Raw genomic sequence first — 25,143 nt, 5'->3', positions numbered from 1 at the left:
CAGTTTGGGTGATTAGACGCGCTTATTGGCCCAACAGTGCTCAAGGCACCAGCGCCAGGCCAAGCCGTACTTGCCCGGGGCTTTTCTGGTTGTAGCCCACCAGGGTTTCTCCATACCCCCTGAAATACTGTACGTGCAAATAGCCGTTCATGTTCAAGAATGTGCGCCGCAAAGGCCAGGCGGCCTCGAATTGCATTGCATTGCGACCTTCCGTACCCTGGCGATACAAGCCTGTAAGGACCAGGCCATTGTCTTGCGCCCAGCGCAGTTTCCAGTCGACATGGCCAGCGTAGTGCGCATAATCGTCGTTGTCGGGCTTGCCGAAATACGCCTTGACCCGGGGTGTAAATGCCAGCGTGCTGCCACCGTCGAACCGATAGCGAAATTCGGGCTGGATGAACACATCGTTGACCGAACGCGACTCGGGTCCGCTTCGCCCATTGGACTTGTGTTCGACCCCGGTGGAAAGACCCAGGTAAAAGGGGCTGTGTTCGGTTGGGCTCCAGATGCGGTCTTTCTGCCAGAACAGGCTTGGGTTGTAGGTAACGTCTACAAAGGGCTTGGAGGCGCCGTCAAGATCCCACAGCGCCAATTGGGTGTAGCCCAAGTAGAAGTGATCGAGGAATCCCGCTCGGGCCGGATCATCGGGTGTGAACAAACGGTATTTGAAGCTCAACTGGAAGCGCGCATTGGCGCCGTCTTTTTGCCCCACGTCAAAGTAAATGGGTTCATAGGTTGAGATGGAGTTACGGAAGTTCTCGAACGCTGCCGAAGTCGAATCTGCAGCGGCCACTGTCGCCGTGGCCGGCGGACGGGGGCCTTGGGCTGTGTTGGCTCCGGCTGCGGCAACTACGCCGTCTGGAAGTATGGGGTCACTTTGCTCACCCGGTGCGGCCGCACCGGCGTCCACCACTGGTGTGATTGCGGGCGTGCCGGTTAGCGGGCTTTCCTGCAGCGAACTGGTATCCAAGGCCAGCAACACGGGTTCGCCTTCTATATTGACGGCTTGCAAGCCCCTGGCTTCGGTGGGAACCACGGCTTTCCACGAGAAACCCGCGAAATTGTTGACTGGCAGGCTTACCTGCTGCGCCGGCGTCTCAAGATAGGCGAGTGTGCGTATGACCTTGCCTTGTTCATTGCGCCATTGCAGCACCAGGTTCTGGCGTGGCGTCCAGGCCATCTCACTGTCTGTATCGTTGAACAGCATGCCCTTGATGCGAACGGTTTCGCCGGGCGAGGCCTGGGCTGTGTCGAGCTGATAAGTGATGCCCGCGGCGGCGGGACTTGCCCATAGGGTAGCGAGCAGGGCAAGGCCGATCAATGCGGAGGCGATTGACGGGGCCTGGCGGCACCGGTTAAGGCCGTATTTGTCTTGAGCAGCGTGCAGATTGAATTTGCCGGCAGTCTTATGGTGTGAGCGGGAGTTCATGGGTGGTGAGCGCGGTCCAATACGTACAGCCGGAAACTGTAGCACCTTGCCGGGAAGTAGTCGCTACCGCGTGTAAATATTGTTTTTGCCTGGATGTTTGATTTTCCGTTTCCGACCGTATTTTGAAGATGTTTCTCCCTCTTTGCACATACACGTTAAAATGCGGGTCGCCATACCGATGCGTCAGTAGCTCAGTTGGATAGAGCACGGGCCTTCTAAGCCTGAGGTCGGGGGTTCGAGACCCTCCTGACGCGCCAATAACTCTTTGAAAATCAATGGGTTATTGTTCCGGTACACATCGCGCTTAGTGTGCTCACCTTGGACTCACTGTGCTCAGAGTGTGCTCAGTTCGGACCGAAATCCGCTGCGATTATTTGTGGCCCCTGCGCCCCGTGCGCCCGCCCGGATTTCCCCCATAGGGGGCCTGCTTGAGGGGGAGGGGGTAACGCGGGGAAAGTGACCTGATCCGGTCTGTTTGCTGCCCTGGGTACCTGCACTATCGGCAAGTCCATACAGTTGACATAAGACCAGTTATGCGGTCAATCCGGCCGTTTCTTGCACTTTTAGGGGATTAGGTAGGTACTCACCTGGGCAAGACACGCAAACGTCATAGAGAGCCTGTAATCGCGTTTAAACGGCATGTTGGCTTGTTTGCTAATTGTCAGGTATTGCGGAGGGGTTTGCAAGCCTAGCCGATTATTGGGTGCCTATGATTGCATGCGCAAGCGTGAGGGGTATCTATCTTTTATTTTGCTCGGAATTTACCGCCTCACGCGCTGGGAACTGAATTGGCACCCACCATGACACACCACACAGCCAGACTACAAAAATCTGTTAACGCACCCGAAGGATGCCAGGAGCCAGCAGGTAGCTGGACACCACACACACTACATACCAGTACTACACACCACAGCCACAGGCAAGCTGTGAGAACAAGACACACACTACAGCACGGCCACACCACATCAGGTAGTACACAGAACGGATCGGATCGGATAATCTATTAGAACGTATGGAGGTCTGAACAAGTGAATACAAGACGAACACTAATCATTACACTGGTTCTAGCTGCTCTAGCAGGTATCGGATACATATACTATAAGAACTTTATAGGACCACAGCAGGCCCTAAAGAGGGCGCAAGAATATATACATGGCTACAGTTATCGGGTCAGATGATGAACCGCAAGATGGGTAATAGACAATTGCCGGACTGGGTAGCAGAACTCATGGCTAAATTCTGGTTTGTGGTGGTTCCGGTCCTGGGTGTACTAGTGCTTTTGTACCGATGGGGCAAATAGTGCTTGACAAATACAAAAAAGAGGCGTATAGTGCCGTTCCAAGGTGATTAGCAACTGATGGCAACGTCCCTAACACCACATAGTCAGAACAGACGAACGCCTAGGGCAAGAGTCCAGCAAGTAGAAAAAGATGACTATAAATCGCAATACTGGCCGACAAGAACTTAGTGATAGAGACTAGTTCGGTTAGTCGAAAAGTATTACGGAAGCAGGTATGACAAATACCGCATCGTGCAAGCGTTACCGAGGGAAAACTTACCCGGTATAACTTCACTTTTTACGCCCTTCGAGGCTTTAGCAGTACTCGCTCTTTAACAAACTGGTATCTATTGGTACGAACGTAGCACTACGCTATGGTTTGCAATGGGCAAGCTGTATCTGTAGCAAGCGCAAGTAGTCGGTGCCACCATGCATCGAAAAACGGAATCTTTCCGTATTGGCTTAGGGCCTTGTTGCGTCTAACGACAATACAGGGCCCATAAGCAAAGACATTTATCTAGGTATATCTGTACCTAGGGCAGGTCGAATAAACCGCACAGACGGGCTGTAATCGCGCCTAAGAGTGTCTTTGCTTATTCAGGGTTAACAATAACCCTATTATCGCATGCCTATCAAGAAATTATAGGCTTAATACTGGGTGCAGTACAGGCCCGCAACGCACTGTAAGGAGTTACAGCCATGTCAGACCTTCAAAAATATGTTGACCAGATCGCCCATGACTTGACCAAGGGAATGGAAGACGACGACGGGAACAGTATCGACGCATTCGCTTACTTAGGCGATGTTCTGGATATTGAGTACGTCGTAAACAAGAACGGCGAGTACCTAGGCGCTCGAATACTGGTTGCTTATGGTGGTCCTAATATCTGGATCAATACCAGGACCGGGACCGTAGAGGGTTACTGGTGGTCTGACAGGGCTACGGCCACGTACAAGGATTCAATGGGGCTTGACGATGCCCTGTCTGAATTGTGGGCGTGTCGATAGGGGAGGTGGACATGGAGTTAATCGACATCGTGCGCCGGGACGCGGAATCCATGAGCGACGTTCTCGTTGTCGTGGATACAGCCTATGAGACGGTATCAATTCAAGATTGTCAAAATTTCTTGGATGAAATTTTCCTGCAGGGGGACGAAGCAGCGGAGTTTATCGGCGAAGCACAGCGCCTATGGGATGAACTCCAGCACGTCAGCATGGAGCAGTGCTATCTGTACCTAGCAAAACCTTACACGGAGAGTATTTGGAATTAACCTAGTGCCCCGAATTGGTCGGGGCCATCAGCAAAGCGTATCGGCGTAAGGGTACGCTTTCCTGATGTACCACTTTTCAGGTCCGCTAGGGGCCTACAACACGTTTCCTATAGAGGATAACTACCATGACTACAATTAATGTATCTGTTAAAGCACTGAAAGCCGCTGTAGAGTTCGCGGCTAAGAAGGACATTCGCTATTACCTGAACGGGGTATTGGTTCAAGCAAGCGCGGACGAAACGCGTATTGTAGGGACTGACGGGCACATATTGGGCGCGTTCCGGGAGGACCACGAAAACGACGTTGACGGCACCGTCGAGCTGATTATCCCGTACGACGTGATACAGGGAATCAAGCTAACCGCAAAGCAAATGAAAGGGCGGATTATCAGCCTAACACCCGTAGACGAAGGACTCTGGCAATTTTACGTTTCGGCGGTACCTACGCTGTTCAAACCCGTTGATGGGAAATTTCCTGAATACCAACGGGTCATTCCAACACATGATGGGGGCGTCCCAGTAGGACCCACACAGTACAATGACGTTCTACTTAGTCGAGTAGGTAAGGCCATACAAATTTGGACCGAATCTAAGGCGGGCTGGATGGCTTACCGCTTGGTACATGCAGGCGACGGGTTAGCGGCCCGGATAGAGTCCGCTGTGGTAAAGGGCGGCAATTTTGTAGGGGCCATCATGCCGATACGGGCTAAATGTGAGTGGAGCACTTGGCACTCATGGGCCAAAAACCGTATCGGGGCAGAGGTTCCCGCATAACTAATGTTCAACATGGCACTGCCCGGTAAATACGGGCAGCAGGATACTTACCACAGGGGCGCACTGAGCTGGGCTCCTATGGTAATTAACCTGTTAGCATAGCGCAGTGCGAAAGCACCACTATCAGGAGCAACACCACATGAGGTTAATAAGAATACGAGACGGCAAAGCCGATCCTGTAATCCTCGAATACGCGGATGGTACCCGCTTGTTTTTCAGCTATGAGTCGCCTATCGGCGCATTCGTTCCAGGTCGCGGTTATCTGGCGACTGATGCCGACCTGACGCCTACTAGCGAACGGCGGTTAGCCGATTGGCTAAAGGGCAGAGATTATGTCACTGTGCCTCAAGAAGAAATATACGAGGTGTTTACCTCACGTCCATTCGTCACACGAAACAACAAACCATAGTCTTTAGGGGTTGTCTTTTTGACTGTGAATCTATACAGTTAGCAAAAAAAGACAACCTACGTCTCCCCTGGCGAACTCTCGCCATCTTACCCGTACCTTTGACTCTATAGCCTCGTCTGGTCGCGCACGCCTCCGGGCGTGGGCGTGTATTACTTGGAGGCTCAAATAGTGACAATAAAAAGACGTAACAAACGCAATGCAAATCGCAGGGATCGGGTAGATGGTACCCAAGATTCCTGGGCACACTTGCGGTATCAACGAATGTCCCGTCGAGTTGGTTCAGGTAGCAAGGCAGTAGTTTCTACGTAGTTTCTTTTCATCAACATGCCGGTAGTACGACGGCACACCACGGAGTCATAAAATGACCACCAGAAAGCACAATCGTAAGACCCCTCATCGTTTTCCCGAGCGTTGCCGTAATGTCAGGGCATTCGCTCGGGCGATCCTCTCCCGTCGCAGTTCATACGCCATCAGCACCAATCAAATGCGCCTTGCCTTCTCTAAGGCTATAGGTATGACTGCGTAGGGGTTCCCATGTTCGACATAAACAACTTGCCGGAATTATCGGCGGGCGGGGATACGCTCGTCTCCTATACCCGCGATAAGAATGGTCGCGTCATTGCAGCGCATTGTGAGAACGCACCCGAGTCGCTGTTCGTTCGTCGTCCGGGTAAGTCGCGTCTACACACACAATTAAAGCGACTCGAATCTTTGTTCACTTTCGGCGCAGAGGTACAGGCATGACAGGTTTACTGACCCGCGTAACGATGGGCCTCGCGTCGGAGTGCATCCGCATTCAGGCACATCGCATTCAGGTACTAGAGCAGGAGCTAGAGCAAGCACTTGAGCAGGCTGACGAGTACTTGGAACAACTGAAATACGCAATGGCGGCAAACAAGCGTAAGCGCGCACAGCTACGCCTTCTACAGGACAAACAGGAATGGGAGAAAGTGTATGACGTTCAAGAAGGGTGATCGAGTCCGGGCGAAGAAAAATCGAGCCATGAGTGACGTAAGTATGATCTTCGACGTTGATCCGAACAAGGTGTATGTCGTGACCGATGTTGAACTCACATCAATCGGACTTGAGGGCGAGGGGCGGCGGTTCTGTACTGATCGCTTTGAGCTAGTTGAGCCAGCGGCCAGCGAGAGCGTCATTGGCTACAAGTATCAATACCTGAGTCAGTTGACTGGTGAATGGAGGCTCGATCCCGGCCTATACAGCACCGAGGAGGAAGCTCGAAAAGACATGCTGAACAGTTACGGCGACAACTATAAGTTCCGTATCGTTCGCTTGGTTTTAACTCCACAAGTTTTTGAATCGCAACCCAGGACACTAAAGGCCATCTGATGAACCTGACTTCACTCATTACCCGGATCACCCGTAAGGTTTACAGCGTAGCGGTGAGCCTTCACATTCACGGCCTGCGTGCTGCCGTGGCCGGTGCGAACCTCCGCGTCAAGCGTGCCCACAAGGACATGAACCTGACCCGCGCCCTCGCTGATTCTGCCGTGGCAGAGTTCGAGCGCAGTGTCGATCGGTTCAACCGCGAGAAGATCAACCTGGATACCGTGCGCTTTGCAGCGATCGCGGAGGCCAAGCAGATCGGGGGCGCACTGTGAGTATCAAACTCGGAAGCCATACCGCGGTAGTATTAAAGGCAGTCGCTCCAACCGACCGAAAAAATCCATGTGACGGGTGCGTCGGACGGCACCACGATCCGCTGTGCTATGCACTGCCGGATTGTGGGGAAGTGCTTACGGGCGTGAAAGGCCGCGTAATTTTCGTAGTTGCGGAGGAGGAGTAATGCTGGCTACGCACACTCAAGTCGCATCCTACGACGCCATGCGTGCAAGCATGGCCGACTTGACCCAACAGCAGAAGATCGTCATGTGGCTCGAAGATAATGGTCCGGCCATTAAGGACCGAATCGCAGAGGCACTGGGTATGCGTCATTCATCTGTTACCGCACGTCTAAATGAGCTGGTTAAGACAGGTGAGGTGCGCGAATCGGACATCGTATGGAACCCGGAGACTCGACGACACGTCACGGAGTACGAGGCTGTCTGATGTTGGCCGCATGGGTAATCCTGTTCTTCATCATCATTGCTGCCAGTTAAAGACTGGCTAGAAGCAGCTAAAGCTCTGCCAGAAGGCGGGCGATCCCGGATCAACCACACTTGCGGAGGCGGGCGCACACTACTCGTCTCACACAACAGAGATACATGGAGTGCGTACTGCTTCCGCTGTGGTGAGCCTGGGATCGAGTCCAAACCCGTTGAGTCCTGGCAGGAACGGCTGGCCCGGATCACGCGGGAACGAACCGTAGACGAAACCCTTGAGCGCAGTACCGCGCCTCCAGGCCCACCAAACTTTGACATCAGCACTTGGCCCCAGTCGGCGCAAGTGTGGCTATTCAAAGCGGGACTAAGCAGGTCGGACGTAGCGCACCTAGGTGCCTACTGGCACGAGGCAAGTGGGCGAGTCGTTCTACCCGTCATGGATGGGGAGTCCGTCATCTATTGGCAAGCCCGCGATCCAGAGTGGACCCGTAAAAGTAGTCGGGCTAAGTACATCAACCCACGAGTAGATAAGCAGTACCTCGTCGCTAAGTTCGGGCGAGGTGATCCGCTCGTGCTTACCGAGGATGTACTGAGCGCATTCCGGGTCGGGAAGCTGACCGAAGCATGGTCCCTAATGGGTACAAGTCTGACGGACCACGTTGCGGCAAGCATCCGGCCGGATACCCGCGTATTAGTTTGGCTCGATCCAGACCCGGCAGGGACCAAAGCTGCTAGAGCCATCGTGAATCAATTATCAGGCATCGGCGTCGAAGCCCGGAGGATCAAGTCCAGGGCCGACCCGAAGTGCCTGTCCAATCGGGAGATTGAGCAGTGCTTGAAATCATTTCCAACGTAACGGCATCGTCGGTCCTAGGTGGCTTTATCGGTGCCATGCTTTACATCCTTATCAGGCGCTGGGCGTGAGCTTCTACAACCCGCCCCCTCCTGGGGCAGTGTTTACAGCCTATGTGCTGATGCTCTTGCTTATCGTTCTAAATCTTCTCGTCCCTTAGGAGGATCAGATACTAGACTTGACTGTGCTGCAACTACTTCGGTTCCGTGACAGGTACGAGAAGTACGCAGCAAGTGTTCCCAAGGCTGCGCTTGACACCAAGACGAACGTACTCCTCAAGGACTTCGGGCGGTACTTCGCAGCCAATCCGGACTGCAATGAGATTCGATCCGGCCCATTCATCCTGTGGTTCAACCTCAAGCATAAGAACCTGAACGACGAGCAGCGGACGTTGTATGGGCGGACCCTCAAGCAGATCGACAAAGGGGTAAGTCCCGCTGTCGAGGCCGGTCTGATGGAAAGGCTCATTGAATCCGATACTGCCGCCAAGCTGGTTCAGGCTCTGGAGCAGTACGAGGATGGTGAGTTGGACCTGACGACCGCCATCCGTGAAATTAACGATCAACACCAAGCCGCCTTAGACCGGAAGGTCCGGCTGCCCGAGGTGACTGACGATATTGACGACCTCCTAGATACTGACCACAACAACACCGGCCTGCATTGGAGGTTGAAGGCCATAGGGGATTATGCACGCGCCTTGCAGCCGGGGGACTTTGTTGTGCTGGCTGCACGGCCCGACGCAGGCAAGACCACATGTATTGCGTCGGAGATTACCTACATGGCTCCCCAGGTGGATCAGCTTTATCCCGACGAGGAGCGCAGCATCATCTGGTTGAACAACGAGGGACCGGGTAATCGGATCAAGCGCAGAGTCTATCAGGCGGCGTTGGGCATGACGCTATCGGAAATGTACAAGCTCAAGGAGCAAGGCAGGACCCGAGAAGCGTATACCGAGGCGGTAGGCGGGCGTCCTGACATCATTCGGGTGTTCGACATCCACGACTACTGGTCGCACGATGTTGAGGACATTCTTGCGACGATCCCCTCTGCCTTAGTGGTCATGGACATGGTGGACAACATCAAGTTCGGCGGACAGATAGCCAACGGGGGGCAGCGAACTGATCAGGCTCTGGAAGCCATGTACCAGTGGGCACGCCTAATGGCCGTGAAGCACGACACAGCAGTTATCGCCACGTCTCAAGTATCGGCGGATGGCGACGGGGAACTCTACCCCCAACAGCACATGCTGAAAGACAGTAAGACTGGGAAGCAAGGAGCAGCGGACGCCATCATTATGCTGGGTAAGTCCAACAGCCCCGAGCTACAGAACTCCCGGTTCATCAGCATCCCTAAAAACAAACTGCACCTGGAAGGCACGAACAAGAACCCTCAACGTGAGGTGGTGTTCGACGCGGACCGGGCGCGGGTCATTGATCCGAGGTGATATGAAATTCAACTGTGGCCCTGCGTACGAGGTGCGCTGGGAACGTAGACACAAGCACCTGACGAACTGGCACCGCAAGTTTGCATGGTTTCCGGTCCGCGTGACCGAAGGAGACTGCCGTTGGTTGGAGTACGTGGAGCGGCGGGGAGTCTATTACGCAAGCCCCTACGCAGCCAGTTGGGAATGGGAATACCGAGCTTGGGATTGCGAGGCGACCGGATGAACATCCAGGTCGTTTACCCGGATGGGACCGCCTACGACTACAACGACGTCAATAGTGTTTCCTGGCCCAGCGACAACGACCCCGGCCAGAAGGTAATGATGAACCTAGTTGACGGTAGCTACGTAGTTATCAACTGGGCGCATGTATCCGAAATTCGTGTGGAGGAAAATTGACCACCTACGTAGTGTGGGACATAGAAACTAGCACGCACAGCGAGTACAAACGGAAAGCTAACCCGTTCTCTGCGGAGAACTACATCGTCGCCCAGGGCTACCAATACGGAAACCTCAAAGCGAAACGGGCAACAGGTGTCACGCCAGGGGAATACTACCCCGACGGCAACACACAAGAAGCCCGAATAGCCTCGTGCAAGGCACTTCCCGAGGACTGGTTCACTAAGCATTTGAACGTCCAGCTTCTAGTGGGCCAGAACATTAAGTTCGACCTTCTCTATGCACTAGCCAATCCCAACAGCCACCCGGAACGAAACCTCCAGGCTTGGATGGACTTCATCAACCGAGGCGGCATGATATGGGACATCCAGCTTGCCGAATACATGCTGCAAGGTATGGAGCAGTCCAGTCATATGCTGTCTATGGACGATATGGCCCCGCTCTATGGCGGTAACGTCAAGCTGGACGAGGTGAAGGTACTCTGGGACTCGGGTGTAGAGACTATCGACATTCCCGAGGACTTGCTGATGCAGTACCTCTGTGGTCGAGAAACCCCTGACGGGTTCGAGGAAGGTGACATCGGAAATACCGAAATGATCTTCCGCAAGCAGTGGCAGAAGGCAAAGGAGTCCGGTCAGCTACGTAGCATCTTGCTTGGTATGGGTTCCCTTGTCTTCACCACGGAAGCCGAACGCAACGGGATGTACGTGGACAAGGCGCTCGGTTTGGAATTGGCGGAGAAGCTGGCGGAGAAGTTGGCCGTAGCTACCCTACAGTTACAGGAGTATTTACCGGACGATCTTCCGTTCGAGTTCAACTGGAATAGTCGATTCCATAAATCGGCGCTTATCTTCGGTGGAAAGGTTAAGTACAAGGCTCCCGCTGTCATCATCAACGAAGATACGGGTGAGCCTGAGTACTACCAGAAGAAGGAGGTGCATGTACTACTAGAAGGTGGCGGGACCATGCCGCTGGAACAGTGGGAGTGGGCAGAGGACAACAGGGCTGATGCGGGCAACCCGCCCGAGGTAGTACGGTACGCCGGGGGTAAGAATAAGGGCTTGCCAAAGACCAAGCAGGTGACGGTCCCGGACATTGAACGCGGACCCAAGACACGGATAGAGGACCACTTCTACACATTCGCGGGGTTCACCAAACCCGATCCTGCCTGGGAAGGTTCCGAGCCTGGGGTCTACAGCACGGCTTCCGATGTAATGGAGGTGCTGACCACGAACACCGATGTCCCGTTCCTCAAGACCTTGGGTGAGGTCGTCAGGATGACGAAGGACCTGGGGACGTACTTCATTACGGAGGACGAAGACGGGAACCAGAAGGGAATGCTCACTCTGGTCCAGGTGGACAGCATCATTCACCACATGCTGAACCACACCAGCACGGTAACGGGTCGCTTATCTAGCTCGAACCCGAATCTGCAGAACATCCCCAAGGGTCAGAAGTCTGACGCCAAGATGGTGTTCAAGTCCCGCTTCGGGGACGACGGCGTAATTATCCAGTCCGATTTCTCCAGCCTGGAGGTATACGTACAGGCCATCTTGACACGAGCCGTCCAGCTCATTGAGGACTTACGCGCTGGACTGGATATGCACTGCGTCCGCCTCGCCGCCAAGGAGCATATGGACTACGAGGAGGTCTTGCACCTGTGTAAAGGTGACGGGGTTGACCCGGAAGTTCAAAAGGAGTGGGACTACAAACGTACTGGCTCCAAGGTGTTCAGTTTCCAACGTGCTTATGGGGCAGGCGTTAAGAAGATTGCACAGTCTACCGGCATGCCCGAAGAAGAAGTGCAGGCCCTGGCCGATGGCGAGAACGCACGGTACCCGGAAATCGAACCGTACTTCGAGAACAAAGCAGAGGAGATTCGGAAGTCCCGGATACCCACAGGACTGATTGTGCAGCATCCGGAAATCCGTGGGTTACAGATACAACTCGGTAAGGGATACAGCCGAACGCCCGACGGGAAAATCTACTGCTACCGGGAACACCCAAGCCCGAAGTGGTTGATCGAACGTGGTGGCCCTCGTGCTGGCTTCATGCCCACGGAAATAAAGAACTACGAAGTACAAGGCACAGGCGGGGAGTTCGCTAAAGCAGCGATGTGGCTATCCGTCCGAGCCTTCTATCATTATCGCAACTTCGACGGCAAGGCCCTGCTAGTTAACCAGGTCCACGACGCCGAGTACGCAGATGCCCACAAATCCGTCAAAGCCAAGGCTGCGGCCCTTCTTCATGTTTGCATGGAGGAGGCCAGCACGTTCCTGGAATGGTGGTTCAAGTGGGAACTTCCCCTGGGTGTACCGTCCGAGACGGTGTGGGGTAGCAGCATGGCCGAGGAGTCCAAGATTGATTCCCCGGTGTTTCACAAGGCAGTAGACGCACTGCGGCCCTGGGTGCGTAAACGATTCATTGGCAACCATCAACCATCCTGGGCATAAGGCCCACCCTTCGCAATCGCTATCACGAGGATTCCATGAGTAAATTCAATATCCAGAAGGCCATCAGCAAAGCCGCCAAGACTACCAACCTGAACGAGGCCCGTACAGGTGGTGGTGGCGACTACACCCCACCCGCTACAGGCGTACCCGGTGTACGGTTCGTCGCCTACGTCGAGCTTGGTGCCCAGGTAACTAAATGGCAGAACCAAGAGCGTATTCAGAACCGCGTCGAGCTTGTGTTCGAGCTGCACGGTAAGAAGTGGCCTCTGTCCGAGAGCGGACAACCGCAGCGTATCACCGTAAAAATGTCAGCGCCGAAGCCGGGTCAGCAGCCGCACGTCAAGAGTACCTACTACAAGGTGTTCAAGGCCATGAACTACGAAGGCACTGCGAAGCATTTTGCAGAACTCCTGGGTAAGGACTACGTGGCAACTGTGTATCACCGTCAGGATAAGAGGGACGAAAAGAAGGTATACGCACAATTAAACGACCCCAATATTGAAGGCAGCTTGCCCTCAATCCGCGCCCCGTTTGTTGAAGACGAGGACGGCGAACCGCGCCGTCGCAAGGTTCCCGAGGCTGTTGGTCCACTCCGATTGTTCTTGTGGGAGTACCCCGATGCCGACCAGTGGGCCAGTATCTACCTGGAAGGTACCTACGATGATGGCCGATCCAAAAACAAATGGCAGGAGGCAATCATGGCAAGTCCTGACTTCGATGGAAGCCCGGTCCAGGCGATGCTGATGGGGCTGGATGACGACGAGGATGACGACGTAGAGGAGGCCAAGGCACAGGCCAAGTCGCGCAAGGAGAAAGACAAGCCTGAGCCGGAATCCGAGGATGACGATGACGACTACGACGGCACCAATGACATCCCCACGGATGACGAACCAGCGTTTGAAGCTGACGATGACGAGGATGCGGAACCTGAACGAACAAAGAGTGTGCAGGGCAAGACTCCCCGAACGAAAAACGCACAAGTCAAACGCGAGGGTACGACCAAAAAGGCACCCGCGTCCGAGCCTGCGGACGATGATGACGACGACCCCCTGGGTGACTTGACGGACGACGAGGACGAGTAGTGACCCAGCCCGCGTGGCTGCGCAAAGCAGCCGACCGGGCAGCACACGGTAGTCCATTCCCCGAAAAACCTGAACCACTGGAGGAGGTAGTGCCGGGACGAGTCGCGCTTGTAGACGGTGACTACCTGGCCTACTTCGCCAGTGGCGGGGACAACATGCGTCTGGACGTGGCCCGCAACGTGGCCGTGTCCCGCATGGAGACTGTCAAAGAGCTGTCCGGCGCAGAAGCCGTACACATGCACCTGACTAGTTCAGGCAGCACGAAGGGTGATCGGTACCTTTGCGCAGTGACCCAGCCGTACCAGGGTCAGCGCAAGGGCGCATCCAAACCGAAGAACTGGGAAGCCGTCCGGGAGTTCCTGGACACTGCCCCCGAGTCCAGGCTAGGGGTCAAGCGGATCGTATGGCTAGACCGCGAGGCCGATGACGGGATCGCGCTTGCCGCATACACATCCCTTGATCCTGTAACCCAAGTGGTGATCCACACGGCGGACAAGGACATGCGAATGCTTCCGGGTCTACACATTTCATGGACTGACTACTTCCGCACCGAGGTACCCAAAGGGACCTACGAGGTGATTGGGGATGACGGTCTGGTGTACGGGCATAAGTGGTTTTGGATGCAAATGATCATGGGCGACACGGCGGACCACATTCCAGGGCTGCCCCGGTGGGGCGAAGGAAAAGCCCTCAAAACTCTAGCCGGTACCACTTGCAACGAGGAGGCATACGAAGCCGTAAAGGGTGCTTACGAGAAGGTAAAAGGCGACGCCTGGGCCGACTACTTCTGTGAGCAAGCAAGCCTCCTGTGGCTACGACAGAGCTTTGAGGTCCACGACTTCATCCGTGTTCTTCCGAAGTCAGCCGTCAGGGAACTGAGTGTGTCAATTCAACGACTCGTAGCACGAGTAAGGAGTGAGCGTGCGGCGCTTGACCGCCTCAATGCTGAAAGCGGCACGGCTTAAACAGCTTGCATTGCAAGGGGGCAAGTCCCCCATCACAGGGCTACCTATCACGGACCCTGTATATGACCACTGCCACAAGACCGGGATGTTGCGGGCAGTTCTGAACCGATGGGAGAACTCGATTCTAGGCCGCTTGGAGAACTGGGCGAATCGCCTGGGGGGTGGGGTCGATCCTATCGCGTTCTTGCGGGGAGTCGCGGACTACATTGAGTTCCACCAGAAGTACCCCTCGAACATTTTGCATCCTACCTACAAAACCGAAGCCGAGAAGCGCGACCTTCGGAACAAGAGGGCACGCGAAGCGCGGCGTAAAGCAAGGGAAAGCGTATGACAACCATATCTATCACCATCAATGACGACGGCGATGACATTACCACGCAAGCATCTTTTAGCGAGGCCATTTCCCCCGCTGAACCATCGCATGTACTGGGAGTCACGCTGATGGCCGTAATTAGAGCGTTCGGTACGGACGCTGCTGCCACGATCCAAGCGGTTCATGCACTCGTCTCCGACATTTTCCCGGAACCGCCAAAGGTGGTCCACTGATGCACACCCTAATGACTAAGGCGGTGAAGACTCACGCCGGACCCGTCAAGATAACCTGCCTCCAGTTCAAAGAGCAGTTCGGCGGAATGATCGAGTATCGAGCAGAGTACAGCGCCCAGGATGGGAAGGTTATACGTGCAACCGTAAGGTACTCCCCGCACTCCTTTGTTGGTCGTGATGATGCCTACCAAGAAGCAGAACGGACGTTACTGAACGTCATCGCAGCACGTAGCTTCCGGGAAGTTGCTTGACAGAAAAGAAACAGCCCCGAATCCTTTGCTTGGACATTGAGACAAGCCCCATCCTGGCTTATGTCTGGTCCCTCTGGAAGCAGAACGTTGGCTTAAACCAGATTCGAGAGGACTGGTGCATCCTGTCCTTCTGTGCGAAATGGTTGGGTGATCCGAACATCATCTACCACGACAACAGCCGTCGCAAGAACGTCGAGGACGACTCGCACTTGCTACGCAAGTTGTGGAAGCTCCTGGACGAGGCTGACATTGTGGTCGCTCAGAACGGAGTCAAGTTCGACGCTCGAAAGATCAACGCTCGATTCCTCCTGAACGGTATGTTGCCCCCTTCTCCTTACGTCATCGTGGATACGATGCAAGCGGCGAAGCGACATTTCGGGCTGACCAGCAACAAGCTGGAATACCTGACAGACAGACTCTGCACGACCAAGAAGCGCAAGCACAGCAAGTTCCCTGGATTCGAGTTATGGCGGGAATGCTTGGCACGGAACCCCGAGGCGTGGGAAGAAATGCGCCTCTACAACATTGATGACGTTGTATCCCTTGAGGAGCTGTACCTGATCCTCCGTCCGTGGATCGACGGTCATCCAAACGTTGCCAACTACTCCGAACCAGACAAGCCCTCCTGTCCCAAGTGCGGTAGCGACAAAGTGACGCAGCGCGGGTATCGACATACCCAGGTAGGACGCTACATCCGCTACCACTGCGGGAACTGTGGCGGCTGGAGCAGGGGACGTGTCATGCAGAACTCGAAAGAGCAGCGCAAGAACCTTCTTATCAACTGAGGAAAATGGCGAAGATTATTGGTATCACTGGCCTTGCCGGTGTCGGGAAAGATACGCTTGCACGCTTCATGGCGGCACACATCCGCGACACTCACGGCGAGGTAGTCACACTAGCTGGATTCGCTGACCCGATCCGTGCGGTGTCAAACTCGATGGGTCTGGACCCATTCACCCGAGCCACGAAAGAGGTCAAAGTAACTATCAGTCTGGACGTTTTCTGCGACAGCCTCCAGGCCGCCATAGACTACAACCTTTCCGGCCGCATGAACTGGTCCGAACGGCAGCAACTGTTCGTACTTACCATCGACAACGTGCGTAAGTTCGTCTCGCCTCCTGTGGGCACAAGCCTTACTGAGTACATCAACATCAGCCCCCGAGAGTTCATGCAGATACTCGGGACAGAGGGTGGGCAGGCTATCCGTAAAACACTGTGGGTGGATCTACAGCACGGCTATTGGCGATCGCTGGACGGGATTGTTCTCGTCACAGACTTCCGGTTCGATCATGAAGTCCCAGCCCTGGATCAAATAGTCGTCGTGACACGTCCTGGAATCACTCGGGTCAACAATCATAAGTCAGAAGACCTTCCCGAGGAATTGACGATCCTACCTACAGATAAGTACGAGGGCCGACCCGTCGCCTATGTACACAACCGGGGCAGCATGGAGCATCTGGAGAGCTTGGCCGTCTCGTTGGCATCAAACCTTGTGCGTGGTCCTGTAAAGGGATGATAGCGACCAATTCCCAGGCTCCGGCCTGGGACGCTTATCAGGCTGCAAAAGAGCAGGCCGCATACAACGCATTCAGTGACCTTATCTGGATCGCGTTAGAAACTGGAAACCGGGCACAGGCCCAGTCAAGGTATCAGGAGGCGAAGGAGGTGCTACGGGACGAGTCCCTTGCCGACCTTTGTGATATGGCTAAACAGGAATTTTCCGTAACGCTGGATTGATTCAGTCTCAGGTTGAGCTGGAGAACGCGGCATTACAGATCAACCGCGAGAAAATCCGGCAGAAGTTTGAGCAGAATGAGAGTAAAGGGCGGGCGAATGAAAACGCATACGCGCAGCCACTTTACCGTAGGTACGTCTTAGCTTTGCAGGACATGATTCAGGGGGAGGTAGCAGAGGGGCTATCTCGTGCAGGACGACGTAAGGCCCACATCGCTTTACTCAAGCCGTTGGACCCACTAGCGGCTGCGTTTATAGCCGTCAGGTTGACAATCGTATCCCTGATGACGGACACCGAGCCTACTGCCCGTAACCTCGCGTCTGTCATTGGACGCGGGATGCACCGAGAACTCGTCCTGAACGTCTATGAACACATAGCACCCGACTTGTTCTATGAGGTTACGCACGACTTGGAACGTCGCAAGTCCAAGTCCGACCGCCACAGATACAACGCGCTCATGGGCGCTGCACGTAACCGTGGAATTAGGGACTCGCTACCTACCTGGAAGCAGACGGACAGAGAACAACTCGGCATGTGGTTCATAGAGGCGCTTCGAGTCCTAGGACTGATCGAGGTCCATAGGGTCCGGGAAATAGGCTTATCGAAGGTACGAGAAGTACTCAGGGTCAATTTCACTTGTGAGGCGGAGCGTCTGATTGACCGGGTGAAAGAACTGGTCGAGGTGAACACGCCAATCCTGCAGCCGTGCATCGAGCCTCCAAAGGACTGGGTGGCGTTCAATGACGGCGGTTGGCATACGGCGGGGATGCGGAGACTCATGCCCTACTGTGTCAACATTCGCCGTGTCCGCAACGTGGACCTCCTGGACCAGATCAAGGAGTCCGATCTATCCGAGCGAGTTCTTCCGGCTATCAATCATCTGCAGCGCGTGCGCTGGGCCGTTAACAAGGAAATGCTTGAAACGGTCCGAGACATCGCCCGGTCGTCATTAGACCTGGAGGAAGTACTGTCCGAGAAAGGCCCGGACGCACCCGAGCGCCCTGAGTGGTGGGAGCCTAAGGGTGTTGAGCAGAAGTTGACGGAGGCACAAGAGGCAGAGATTAAGCAGTGGAAGCGAGACATGGCCCGGTGGCACACGGAGCGTAAGCTGCGCGGCCAACGGTGGGGCCGCTTCAAAATGGCGACGGACATTGCACAGAAGTTCAAAGACTACGAGGCAATCTACTTCGTCTATCAGGCTGATTTCCGGTGTCGTTTATACGCGCAGACCATCGGTCTAAACCCTCAGGGATCAGACATCCAACGGGCGCTACTGCACTTCGCCGACGGGAAGCCTCTGGACACGCCGGATGCTGTCCGCTGGTTCAAGATCAATGGTGCCAACAGGTACGGGCACGACAAGGTTCCATTTGATGACCGTATCAAGTGGGTGGACGAGAATGATCGTCACATAATCGAGTTCGCAGACGATCCAGTGGGACACTCGGATTGGGTGAGTGCTGATCAGCCTCTGCAGTTCTTGGCTTGGTGTAAAGAGTACGCAGCTTGGCGTAGACAGCCAAATACTTTTCTTTCACGTATACCTGTGGGGCTTGACGGAAGCTGCAACGGTCTACAACACTTCTCCGCCATGCTCCGGGACCCTGTGGGTGGTCAAGCTACGAACCTTGTCGCTTCACCAAAGCCCAATGACATATATGACCAAGTAGCTAAGGTTACTTCGGAGAAGCTGGCAGCACTGGTTGAGACTGATTTATCCGACCGGGACCGGGAGTTCCGTAGGTTATGGCTTCGACATGGGATCAACAGGTCCCTGGTCAAGCGATCCGTCATGACTCTGCCTTACGGGTCTACAAGGTTCTCGTGCTCGGAGTTCATTGTTCATGACTACCTACGTCATGGATTGGCTATCGAGTTCGATCCGGCACAGTACACAGCGGCAGCTAACTTCTTGTCCCACATCGTATGGGAGTCCATCCAAGAGGTTGTCGTAGCGGCGTCAGCAGCTATGTCCTGGCTCCAGCAGTGTGCCCGGACCATCATCAAGTCGGGTGCCGAACAGATAAGGTGGACTTCTCCAAGTGGGTTTCCGGTTGTTCAGGTCTACAACGAGAAGGAGGAAATTCAGATACGGACCAAGCTGTTCGGGGGTAGTCGGATCAAGGTACATACCGAGAAGGATGCACCTCGACAAGCCGGACATAAGAACGGGCTGGCACCCAACTTCGTTCATAGTATGGATGCAGCTCACCTAGTACTCACGGTGAATGCCTGCGAGTCGGAAGGGATCAACGCTTTAGCCATGATCCACGATGACTACGGCACTCATGCTGCCGATACACAGAGGCTTTATGAACTCATACGTAAAACGTTTGTGGGCATGTACGAAAAGTACGACCCGATCAGCGATTTTTACCGTCGCTACGATGGTTTACCTGCGCCCCCAAAGAAGGGAAGCCTTGACCTCAAACAGGTCCTGGATAGCCCGTATTTCTTCGCTTGACGTAAGTAGTCATGGTGAGTGCCAAATGAACTCGGGTGTATCGGCACCCACCATGACGCAAGATAAGGGATTGGAGCCAATGAACAAGAATGAAGTGGTACTGCATCGCTTGAGTCCGGAAGCGTACCGCGCCATAGAGAAAGCGGTAGGAGGTGCGGCAGAGCCGTTTGTCTCTTCCACCACGACTGACTTACAGGCTGGACAGCAGATCGGGATTCAGAGGGTACTCAAGGTATTACGTGACGGATTCGTTATTACTCCCTGACCAGTGGGACCGATTCCACTGGGCCGCAGTCCACGCAGCGGCGGTGAAAGTCTATGAGCAACATAAAGGCCATCCGTACTACGCAGACGCTAAAAGCCCATCCACCATCTACCGCCAGATAATTACTGGGGAGATTAAAGCAGCCATAGTCGGCAAGTTCTTGATCGTCTATGAGTACGGCCCTTCACCCCTTCTCTCGTCAAACATCCTGTTCGAGGTCATTGTCGTTCGACTGGGATCGCTTCCCGGCGACCTCTCGGTAATCCCCAAAGCACTAGAGGCTTTGGCCCGGCTTCATGACTGTAAGCATGTGGTAGCGGGGAACTCTATCCGCCATCGGGCGCTCGACCGGGTGTATGAGCGAGGTGGGTTTAAGCCCCTCGCAAGGCAACTAATGAAGGAGGTCCTTTAATGGGCAGTGTAGTTAAGAAGGTTGGAAGCGTAGTAGGCAAGGTATTCGGTATTGATCCGGGCGGAGAGGCTGACGCGATCCGCGACGCGGCGGAGAAGCAGGCTGAGGCAACCCGCAAGGCGGCAGAAGAACAGGCCAAGGCAGCCCAGGAAGCGGCGGCGCAGCAGGTGAATCTGGTGCGGCAACAGTCAGCGGCTGCAGCGGCAGCTCAGGCCGCGAATATCAATCAGGCAACGGTTGCGGCGCAGCTTGCAGAGGAGGCGAAATCCCGCCCGGTTGAAGACACAAGCCCGGACATTACGGCACCGGATGCTCAGGATACCGAACAAGCCCGTCGTCGCTACCGAAGTGGTAGTTCGTCACCACTGGGCGGATCGTCCTCGGGTGTCGGAATCAAACTGTAAGGATTCGGGATGTTAGGCGCAATGATTCTCGAAAATAGATTGCGTGCCCGGAGTGAACAACAGGCTGAATTGGAACGTCAGAGATTTGAGGGTCCCCCGACAGGAGTTGTCCCACAGATTCACTTGGCGGTTCCAGGTGATATGCCTGTCGCTAACGTGTCGCCCGGTGCCCCAGCTCCGACGGAGGAACTGGGAATCCCTCTTACAACGGGAGGTCCTACGGCCCAGCAGAGCCAATTTGATGATCGCGATCCCCGCAAACGCAACGGCATAGCCGGGGTGTCCATCGGTGGAACTCAAGGTGGAGTAGGTATCCGCCTGTAATGCGTTCCCACGTCAAGGAAGCATGGGAAGCCGCCGAGGGCAAACGGCGGCCATTGGTGACACGCTGCGAGAAATACGCGGCGTTCACCATCCCAATAATCTGCCCCACGGACGGTTACAACCAACAGAGCACGGAACTCCAAACGGATTACCAGTCTGTTGGTGCATTGGCCGTCAACAGCCTAGCAAACAAACTGATCCTCGCGCTGTTTGCCCCTAGTCGTCCTTTCATGCGCTACGAAATTCCGGCAGGTATTTCGGAGGAACTTGGTGTCGCAGTGGGACAAATCCAGTCCCTACTGGCAACCGCCGAGAAAGACAGTATGCGTCTTCTGGACCAGATGGCGACACGGCCTCGACTATATGAGGTGTGCCGGCACTTGATTGTCACTGGCAACTGTCTTTTGATCCTCGGGAATGACCGGGAAAGCCCTCTCCGCGTACTTGGAATCAAGAAGTACACGGTGAAGCGCAGCATGAGCGGGAAGGTGGTGGACATCATCATCAAGGAGGTGGTGTCGTTTGCAGAGCTAGAGATTGAGGTTCAACAATTACTGAACCAGCTCCCCGCCTATAAACACATGAATCCGGAGGACCCCAGAACATGTCAGGACGTGACATGGTTCACGCGAGTCCAGCTCCAGGGAGACGGCAGGTATCACGTCACGACGTATGTGGATGACGTTGCATTACCGGCCAAATATAACGGGGTGTACTCACCCGAGGAGCTTCCATACCGCCCGCTGACCTGGGAATTACCCGATGGGCAGGACTATGGGATCGGATTAGTAGAACAGTGCGCCGGGGACTTCATGGCCCTATCGGCACTGTCCGAAGCTGAATTGAAGGCAGCGATTCTGGCATCTGAGTTCCGGTGGATCGTGAACCCAGCAGGCAACACACAGCCTGAGGACCTTATGGAAACCGAGAATGGTGCCGCCATTCCTGGGGTTAAAGACGACATCATTGCTTTGTCAGCCTCCGGTGCCGGTGTAGCCCACGGATTGCAGCTCATGGATACCGTGCTGGCTAAGTACGTCAATCGCATAGGCCGAACATTCTTGCTCGGATCAAGTGTGATCCGCGACGCCGAACGGGTTACTGCAGAAGAAATCCGTATGCAGGCTCAAGAGCTTGAGACTTCCCTAGGCGGCGTGTACTCCCGGCTGGCCGTGGACTTCCAGCTCCCACTGGCCTATTGGTTGGCCCGTATGTCCGGTGTCTCCCTAGGGGATACTGGAATCCGTCCAACCATCATCACGGGTCTGGATGCACTCTCTCGAAACGCTGACCTAGAAAATCTCAAGTTATGTATCGTGGATATGGCGCAGCTCCAGGCCGCGATGCAGGGACCGTTGGAGTTCGTACTTAACGCGACTGCCATTGCCGATGCGATTTTCGCTGGTCGCGGGGTTGATCCGAAGCTATACGTGAATCCACCCGAAGTACAGAAACAGCTTATGGCCCAGCGGCAGCAACAACAATTAGAGCAGGCAGTCGCTGGCCCCGTCGCGGGTGCAGCAGCGCAAGCTCAACAGTAAGGAAATGAATGACGACCGAGACTCAAGAAGCGACAATTCCTGCAACGACCCAAAACCCGTCCACCCCAGCGGCTACTGCCCCTACGCAGGGTGGCCCTGTTCAGGCTGCGACTCCTGCTGCGCCTGTCAAAGCAGCCCCTGCCAATGTGGAAGGGGAGGGGCAACAACCGGCCCCGGAGGGTGTTTCTAACGAGTATGAAGGCATCTTTGGTGCATCCACTACCTACGAGTCCACAGGTAATGAGAACCTAGACACTGTTCTCAAGTGGGCCGGACAGCTCGGCTTGGACATTGATACATGTCCGGAAATGCAGGCAGCCGCGAAGGGCAATTTCGGTCCCATTAAAGCGTTGTTAGCCTCGAAACAGATTCCAGGTGCCGACGCTTACATTGCTCTGGCCGAAGCTGGGTACCGAGAGGCAGTGGCAGCAATGCAGGCTAAGACGGAAGCTGTGCAGCGGATTGTGGTCGAAGCGGCTGGCGGCGAGGAACAGTGGGCCGAGGTATTCGAGTGGGCCAGACAGAACGCGGACCCCGAAGAAAAAGAAATGATCAACGCCGCGTTCGAGCGTGGTGGCTTTGTGGCCGAGGCCGTTGCCCGCGCCTTGGTGAGTAACTACTACGAGGCGACGGGCGCGTCAGCTCCTCCTCGTGCGACCCCTGTGAGGGCTACAGCGGCTACACAACCGGCGGGTAATCAGTACGGGCCTCTGTCTCCCAAGGAATACGCGGAGGAGGTTCATAAACTCCGCCTGTCTATGCGCGGTAAGCCCATTGAGGGCACGCCTGAGTACCGGGCACTTCAAGCACGCCGAATGGCATACAGATAAAAACTAAAGCCTCGCTGACTGGGCCTCCTTCGGGAGGCCCTTTTCGTTTGTTCAGCGATTCGGCACCCACCATGACACACAGATCGGTGTGTCGCTTTCATGAGCCTAAAGCGTGGCAGTCAGTGACACGCCGATAAATAATTAGAAAGGAAATCTGAATGGGTGTAAGCGTTACTAATATCACGCGCCCCGGTGCCGTTCTCCAGACCGGCAACAACGCACAAATCGGTACGGCCCCGTCCGCTACCAACCCACTCGCCCTCCACATTGAGGAGTACGGCGGAGTGGTGGAGGGCACCATTGCCCGCAAGTCTATTGTTCGTAACTTTGTTCCCGTCCGCTCTATCCGAGGCACCTCGACAATATCCAACTTCCAAGTTGGTGAATCGACCCTCCAGAAGGTAACTCCGGGTACAGCCCCCGACGGTAATGTCGTTCAGGCGCAAAAGATCAAGCTGACCGTTGATACTCTTATCAATGCTCGTGCGATGGTCCCCCTCCTGGATGACTTCCAGAACTCCTACGACGCTCGTGCCGCTATTGGTATGGAGCATGGTAAGAAGTTCGCCAAGTTCATTGATCAGTCTTTCCTGATCCAGGCAGTCAAGGCCGCTAAGATCAGCAGCATGACAAACTATCCTGCTGGCTGGCAACCCGGCACTGTTAAGACGTTCAGTACTGCGGGCCAAGAGCTTGATCCTGCTGCCCTTGAGGACAAGTGCGCGGACCTGTTCGCGGACATGGAAGAAAAGGATGTTGACCCTCTGACGGATGACATTGTTCTTGTCCTCAAGCCCAAGGCGTATTACACGCTCTTGAAGAATGACCGTCTGGTCGATAAGAACTTCGTCCTGTCGGATGGTACGGAGATTCGCACGAAGTCCCTCGCTGTCTATGGCGTACCTGTCTACGTGTCGAATAACCTCCCCACTACGAACATCACAGGCCACTACCTGTCCAATTCAGGTAATAACAATGCCTATGATGGTAACTTTAGCAAGACGGTGGCCGTCGCGTTCTCGCCGCGTGCATTGCTTGCTGGTGAAACCATCCCCCTGACCCCGGACGTGTTCTACGATCCGATCACCAAAATGTGGTTCATCGACGCCCACACCTCATTCGGTGTGACGCCGAACAACCCCGCATTCGCTGGTCTGATCGAAGCAGCCTAAGTCCTACCAAATAGCCCGGTACCTACATGGTGTCGGGCTATTTTTGCGTTTATCAATATGCCCCGACCCTCTGCACTCGAAGTGTACGGTTGGGCTGTCAACAGGAGTACAGATGGCCGCAATTACACCACTTACCGTGGTCAATGCTTGCCTCAAATCTATGGGGGAAACCCCGCTGAACTCCCTGGATTCCGACCACCCGTATGTCCAAGCCGCACTCAATACTCTTGACGAGTCCAACGTAATCGAACAGGAGTTAGGTTGGTGGTTCAACACAGACTATGTGACTCTCCACGACGATCCGGGTAACGGGTCCGTGTACGTACCGGCAGACGCCCTCAACGTCGAGGCTGACGATAGCATGATCGTTCAACGAGGGAATCGTCTGTGGGACACAGGAAGGGCTACCTACAACATAGGCAGACCCGTATCGGTCAAACTGATCCGGGAGATTCCGTTTGACGACTTGCCAAAGAACGTCAAGCAGATGGTGTCGTTGCGGGCACAGTTAGACTTTCAAGCCGCCTACGATGCTGACGATGCCAAGTACCAGAAGCTCTACGCAGCTTACACGCAGGCATACAGTCGCGTGCGTCGTATGCACATCCGCAACCAGCAACTCAACATGTTCCATGCGCCCCGAATCCAGCGAATCCTTAGCGGTGTCCGTCCCAGTACCAGATTCGCAGCAGGCGTTATGTATCCGTATCGGGTCCGTTAGTGGCAAAGGTAGTATCAAGCTACGCCAGTCTGACCAGAGGCGTATCAGAACAGATTGCGCA

At 54.8% G+C, this 25,143-nt stretch carries 25 protein-coding genes and 1 tRNA gene; 25 read left to right on the top strand and 1 reads right to left on the bottom strand.

From position 1 onward, the window contains the following. Positions 1-40: 40 nt before the first annotated feature. Complete coding sequence (locus tag ACIY1O_RS03950; RefSeq protein WP_397473778.1) at positions 41-1,429, bottom strand: phospholipase A; 1,389 nt, start codon at positions 1,427-1,429, stop codon at positions 41-43. Positions 1,430-1,609: 180 nt separating this feature from the next. Here ACIY1O_RS03950 and ACIY1O_RS03945 point away from each other — a divergent pair. The 25 genes from ACIY1O_RS03945 (at position 1,610) to ACIY1O_RS03830 (ending at position 25,082) form a co-directional block, all read left to right on the top strand. After that, a tRNA-Arg gene (locus ACIY1O_RS03945) sits at positions 1,610-1,686 on the top strand. Between the two features lie 1,721 nt (positions 1,687-3,407). Beyond that, positions 3,408-3,716, top strand: a complete 309-nt coding sequence (locus tag ACIY1O_RS03940; RefSeq protein ID WP_397473777.1) for a hypothetical protein — start codon at positions 3,408-3,410, stop codon at positions 3,714-3,716. 11 nt (positions 3,717-3,727) lie between these two features. After that, the gene (locus ACIY1O_RS03935) at positions 3,728-3,979 is read left to right on the top strand and encodes a hypothetical protein (protein ID WP_397473776.1); all 252 of its coding nucleotides are present in this window, start codon (positions 3,728-3,730) and stop codon (positions 3,977-3,979) included. A 125-nt stretch (positions 3,980-4,104) separates the two neighbouring features. Further along, positions 4,105-4,752: a DNA polymerase III subunit beta family protein gene (locus ACIY1O_RS03930; RefSeq protein ID WP_397473775.1), complete on the top strand. Its 648-nt coding sequence runs from the start codon at positions 4,105-4,107 to the stop codon at positions 4,750-4,752. A 139-nt stretch (positions 4,753-4,891) separates the two neighbouring features. Continuing rightward, the gene (locus ACIY1O_RS17510; RefSeq protein WP_487047367.1) at positions 4,892-5,161 is read left to right on the top strand and encodes a DUF8033 domain-containing protein; all 270 of its coding nucleotides are present in this window, start codon (positions 4,892-4,894) and stop codon (positions 5,159-5,161) included. Between the two features lie 740 nt (positions 5,162-5,901). Next, on the top strand, positions 5,902-6,135 hold the full coding sequence (locus tag ACIY1O_RS03925; RefSeq protein ID WP_397473774.1) for a hypothetical protein: 234 nt from the start codon (positions 5,902-5,904) through the stop codon (positions 6,133-6,135). Continuing rightward, on the top strand, positions 6,116-6,511 hold the full coding sequence (locus ACIY1O_RS03920; protein WP_397473773.1) for a hypothetical protein: 396 nt from the start codon (positions 6,116-6,118) through the stop codon (positions 6,509-6,511). Before ACIY1O_RS03925 ends, ACIY1O_RS03920 begins: the two co-directional genes overlap by 20 nt. Further along, the gene (locus ACIY1O_RS03915) at positions 6,511-6,783 is read left to right on the top strand and encodes a hypothetical protein (protein ID WP_397473772.1); all 273 of its coding nucleotides are present in this window, start codon (positions 6,511-6,513) and stop codon (positions 6,781-6,783) included. The genes ACIY1O_RS03920 and ACIY1O_RS03915 overlap by 1 nt, the downstream gene beginning before the upstream one ends. 184 nt (positions 6,784-6,967) lie before the next feature. Next, positions 6,968-7,231 carry a MarR family transcriptional regulator gene (locus ACIY1O_RS03910; protein ID WP_397473771.1) on the top strand — a complete coding sequence of 88 codons (264 nt, stop codon included), beginning with the start codon at positions 6,968-6,970 and terminating at the stop codon, positions 7,229-7,231. Between the two features lie 429 nt (positions 7,232-7,660). Next, positions 7,661-8,080, top strand: a complete 420-nt coding sequence (locus tag ACIY1O_RS03905; protein ID WP_397473770.1) for a toprim domain-containing protein — start codon at positions 7,661-7,663, stop codon at positions 8,078-8,080. A gap of 181 nt (positions 8,081-8,261) precedes the next feature. After that, complete coding sequence (locus ACIY1O_RS03900; protein ID WP_397473787.1) at positions 8,262-9,521, top strand: AAA family ATPase; 1,260 nt, start codon at positions 8,262-8,264, stop codon at positions 9,519-9,521. A 120-nt stretch (positions 9,522-9,641) separates the two neighbouring features. Then, positions 9,642-9,917, top strand: a complete 276-nt coding sequence (locus ACIY1O_RS03895) for a hypothetical protein (protein ID WP_397473769.1) — start codon at positions 9,642-9,644, stop codon at positions 9,915-9,917. After that, a complete protein-coding gene (locus tag ACIY1O_RS03890) occupies positions 9,914-12,370 on the top strand; it encodes a DNA polymerase (RefSeq protein ID WP_397473768.1) in 2,457 nt (818 codons plus the stop codon). Before ACIY1O_RS03895 ends, ACIY1O_RS03890 begins: the two co-directional genes overlap by 4 nt. A gap of 35 nt (positions 12,371-12,405) precedes the next feature. Then, the gene (locus tag ACIY1O_RS03885; RefSeq protein WP_397473767.1) at positions 12,406-13,452 is read left to right on the top strand and encodes a hypothetical protein; all 1,047 of its coding nucleotides are present in this window, start codon (positions 12,406-12,408) and stop codon (positions 13,450-13,452) included. Further along, the gene (locus tag ACIY1O_RS03880; RefSeq protein WP_397473766.1) at positions 13,452-14,417 is read left to right on the top strand and encodes a phosphodiesterase; all 966 of its coding nucleotides are present in this window, start codon (positions 13,452-13,454) and stop codon (positions 14,415-14,417) included. The genes ACIY1O_RS03885 and ACIY1O_RS03880 overlap by 1 nt, the downstream gene beginning before the upstream one ends. Continuing rightward, entirely contained in the window at positions 14,395-14,748 is a 354-nt protein-coding gene (locus ACIY1O_RS03875; protein ID WP_397473765.1) for an endonuclease domain-containing protein, read from the top strand. Before ACIY1O_RS03880 ends, ACIY1O_RS03875 begins: the two co-directional genes overlap by 23 nt. Then, positions 14,745-14,963: a hypothetical protein gene (locus ACIY1O_RS03870; protein WP_397473764.1), complete on the top strand. Its 219-nt coding sequence runs from the start codon at positions 14,745-14,747 to the stop codon at positions 14,961-14,963. Before ACIY1O_RS03875 ends, ACIY1O_RS03870 begins: the two co-directional genes overlap by 4 nt. Before the next feature lie 247 nt (positions 14,964-15,210). Then, positions 15,211-15,999: a ribonuclease H-like domain-containing protein gene (locus ACIY1O_RS03865; protein WP_397473763.1), complete on the top strand. Its 789-nt coding sequence runs from the start codon at positions 15,211-15,213 to the stop codon at positions 15,997-15,999. 152 nt (positions 16,000-16,151) lie between these two features. Continuing rightward, on the top strand, positions 16,152-16,730 hold the full coding sequence (locus tag ACIY1O_RS03860) for a nucleoside/nucleotide kinase family protein (RefSeq protein ID WP_397473762.1): 579 nt from the start codon (positions 16,152-16,154) through the stop codon (positions 16,728-16,730). A 217-nt stretch (positions 16,731-16,947) separates the two neighbouring features. After that, positions 16,948-19,413 carry a DNA-directed RNA polymerase gene (locus ACIY1O_RS03855; protein WP_397473761.1) on the top strand — a complete coding sequence of 822 codons (2,466 nt, stop codon included), beginning with the start codon at positions 16,948-16,950 and terminating at the stop codon, positions 19,411-19,413. Between the two features lie 676 nt (positions 19,414-20,089). Continuing rightward, the gene (locus tag ACIY1O_RS03850; RefSeq protein ID WP_397473760.1) at positions 20,090-20,494 is read left to right on the top strand and encodes a hypothetical protein; all 405 of its coding nucleotides are present in this window, start codon (positions 20,090-20,092) and stop codon (positions 20,492-20,494) included. Positions 20,495-20,817: 323 nt separating this feature from the next. Beyond that, positions 20,818-22,359 carry a portal protein gene (locus tag ACIY1O_RS03845; protein WP_397473759.1) on the top strand — a complete coding sequence of 514 codons (1,542 nt, stop codon included), beginning with the start codon at positions 20,818-20,820 and terminating at the stop codon, positions 22,357-22,359. Between the two features lie 8 nt (positions 22,360-22,367). Further along, a complete protein-coding gene (locus ACIY1O_RS03840) occupies positions 22,368-23,189 on the top strand; it encodes a hypothetical protein (RefSeq protein WP_397473758.1) in 822 nt (273 codons plus the stop codon). Positions 23,190-23,347: 158 nt separating this feature from the next. Next, on the top strand, positions 23,348-24,361 hold the full coding sequence (locus ACIY1O_RS03835; RefSeq protein WP_397473757.1) for a major capsid protein: 1,014 nt from the start codon (positions 23,348-23,350) through the stop codon (positions 24,359-24,361). 112 nt (positions 24,362-24,473) lie between these two features. Continuing rightward, positions 24,474-25,082, top strand: coding sequence for a phage tail protein (locus ACIY1O_RS03830; protein ID WP_397473756.1), 609 nt, complete (start codon positions 24,474-24,476; stop codon positions 25,080-25,082). The last annotated feature ends 61 nt before the right edge of the window (positions 25,083-25,143 follow it).

The organism is Pusillimonas sp., assembly GCF_044464525.1.
Classification (GTDB): Bacteria; Pseudomonadota; Gammaproteobacteria; order Burkholderiales; family Burkholderiaceae_B; genus Pusillimonas.
Note: the sequence above shows the minus strand (reverse complement) of the source record. Positions and strands in the feature narration are given on the sequence as shown.

What these genes read in the sequence shown, in the direction of transcription:
- ACIY1O_RS03845 (WP_397473759.1), top strand. Translation starts at nt 20,818, where the DNA reads ATGCGTTCCCACGTCAAGGAAGCATGGGAAGCCGCCGAGGGCAAACGG.
- ACIY1O_RS17510 (WP_487047367.1), top strand. Translation starts at nt 4,892, where the DNA reads ATGAGGTTAATAAGAATACGAGACGGCAAAGCCGATCCTGTAATCCTC.
- ACIY1O_RS03915 (WP_397473772.1), top strand. Translation starts at nt 6,511, where the DNA reads ATGAACCTGACTTCACTCATTACCCGGATCACCCGTAAGGTTTACAGC.
- ACIY1O_RS03950 (WP_397473778.1), bottom strand. Translation starts at nt 1,429, where the DNA reads ATGAACTCCCGCTCACACCATAAGACTGCCGGCAAATTCAATCTGCAC.
- ACIY1O_RS03840 (WP_397473758.1), top strand. Translation starts at nt 22,368, where the DNA reads ATGACGACCGAGACTCAAGAAGCGACAATTCCTGCAACGACCCAAAAC.
- ACIY1O_RS03860 (WP_397473762.1), top strand. Translation starts at nt 16,152, where the DNA reads ATGGGTCTGGACCCATTCACCCGAGCCACGAAAGAGGTCAAAGTAACT.
- ACIY1O_RS03930 (WP_397473775.1), top strand. Translation starts at nt 4,105, where the DNA reads ATGACTACAATTAATGTATCTGTTAAAGCACTGAAAGCCGCTGTAGAG.
- ACIY1O_RS03905 (WP_397473770.1), top strand. Translation starts at nt 7,661, where the DNA reads ATGGATGGGGAGTCCGTCATCTATTGGCAAGCCCGCGATCCAGAGTGG.
- ACIY1O_RS03925 (WP_397473774.1), top strand. Translation starts at nt 5,902, where the DNA reads ATGACAGGTTTACTGACCCGCGTAACGATGGGCCTCGCGTCGGAGTGC.
- ACIY1O_RS03850 (WP_397473760.1), top strand. Translation starts at nt 20,090, where the DNA reads ATGGGCAGTGTAGTTAAGAAGGTTGGAAGCGTAGTAGGCAAGGTATTC.
- ACIY1O_RS03940 (WP_397473777.1), top strand. Translation starts at nt 3,408, where the DNA reads ATGTCAGACCTTCAAAAATATGTTGACCAGATCGCCCATGACTTGACC.
- ACIY1O_RS03920 (WP_397473773.1), top strand. Translation starts at nt 6,116, where the DNA reads ATGACGTTCAAGAAGGGTGATCGAGTCCGGGCGAAGAAAAATCGAGCC.
- ACIY1O_RS03830 (WP_397473756.1), top strand. Translation starts at nt 24,474, where the DNA reads ATGGCCGCAATTACACCACTTACCGTGGTCAATGCTTGCCTCAAATCT.
- ACIY1O_RS03935 (WP_397473776.1), top strand. Translation starts at nt 3,728, where the DNA reads ATGGAGTTAATCGACATCGTGCGCCGGGACGCGGAATCCATGAGCGAC.
- ACIY1O_RS03875 (WP_397473765.1), top strand. Translation starts at nt 14,395, where the DNA reads ATGCTGAAAGCGGCACGGCTTAAACAGCTTGCATTGCAAGGGGGCAAG.
- ACIY1O_RS03910 (WP_397473771.1), top strand. Translation starts at nt 6,968, where the DNA reads ATGCTGGCTACGCACACTCAAGTCGCATCCTACGACGCCATGCGTGCA.
- ACIY1O_RS03885 (WP_397473767.1), top strand. Translation starts at nt 12,406, where the DNA reads ATGAGTAAATTCAATATCCAGAAGGCCATCAGCAAAGCCGCCAAGACT.
- ACIY1O_RS03835 (WP_397473757.1), top strand. Translation starts at nt 23,348, where the DNA reads ATGGGTGTAAGCGTTACTAATATCACGCGCCCCGGTGCCGTTCTCCAG.
- ACIY1O_RS03870 (WP_397473764.1), top strand. Translation starts at nt 14,745, where the DNA reads ATGACAACCATATCTATCACCATCAATGACGACGGCGATGACATTACC.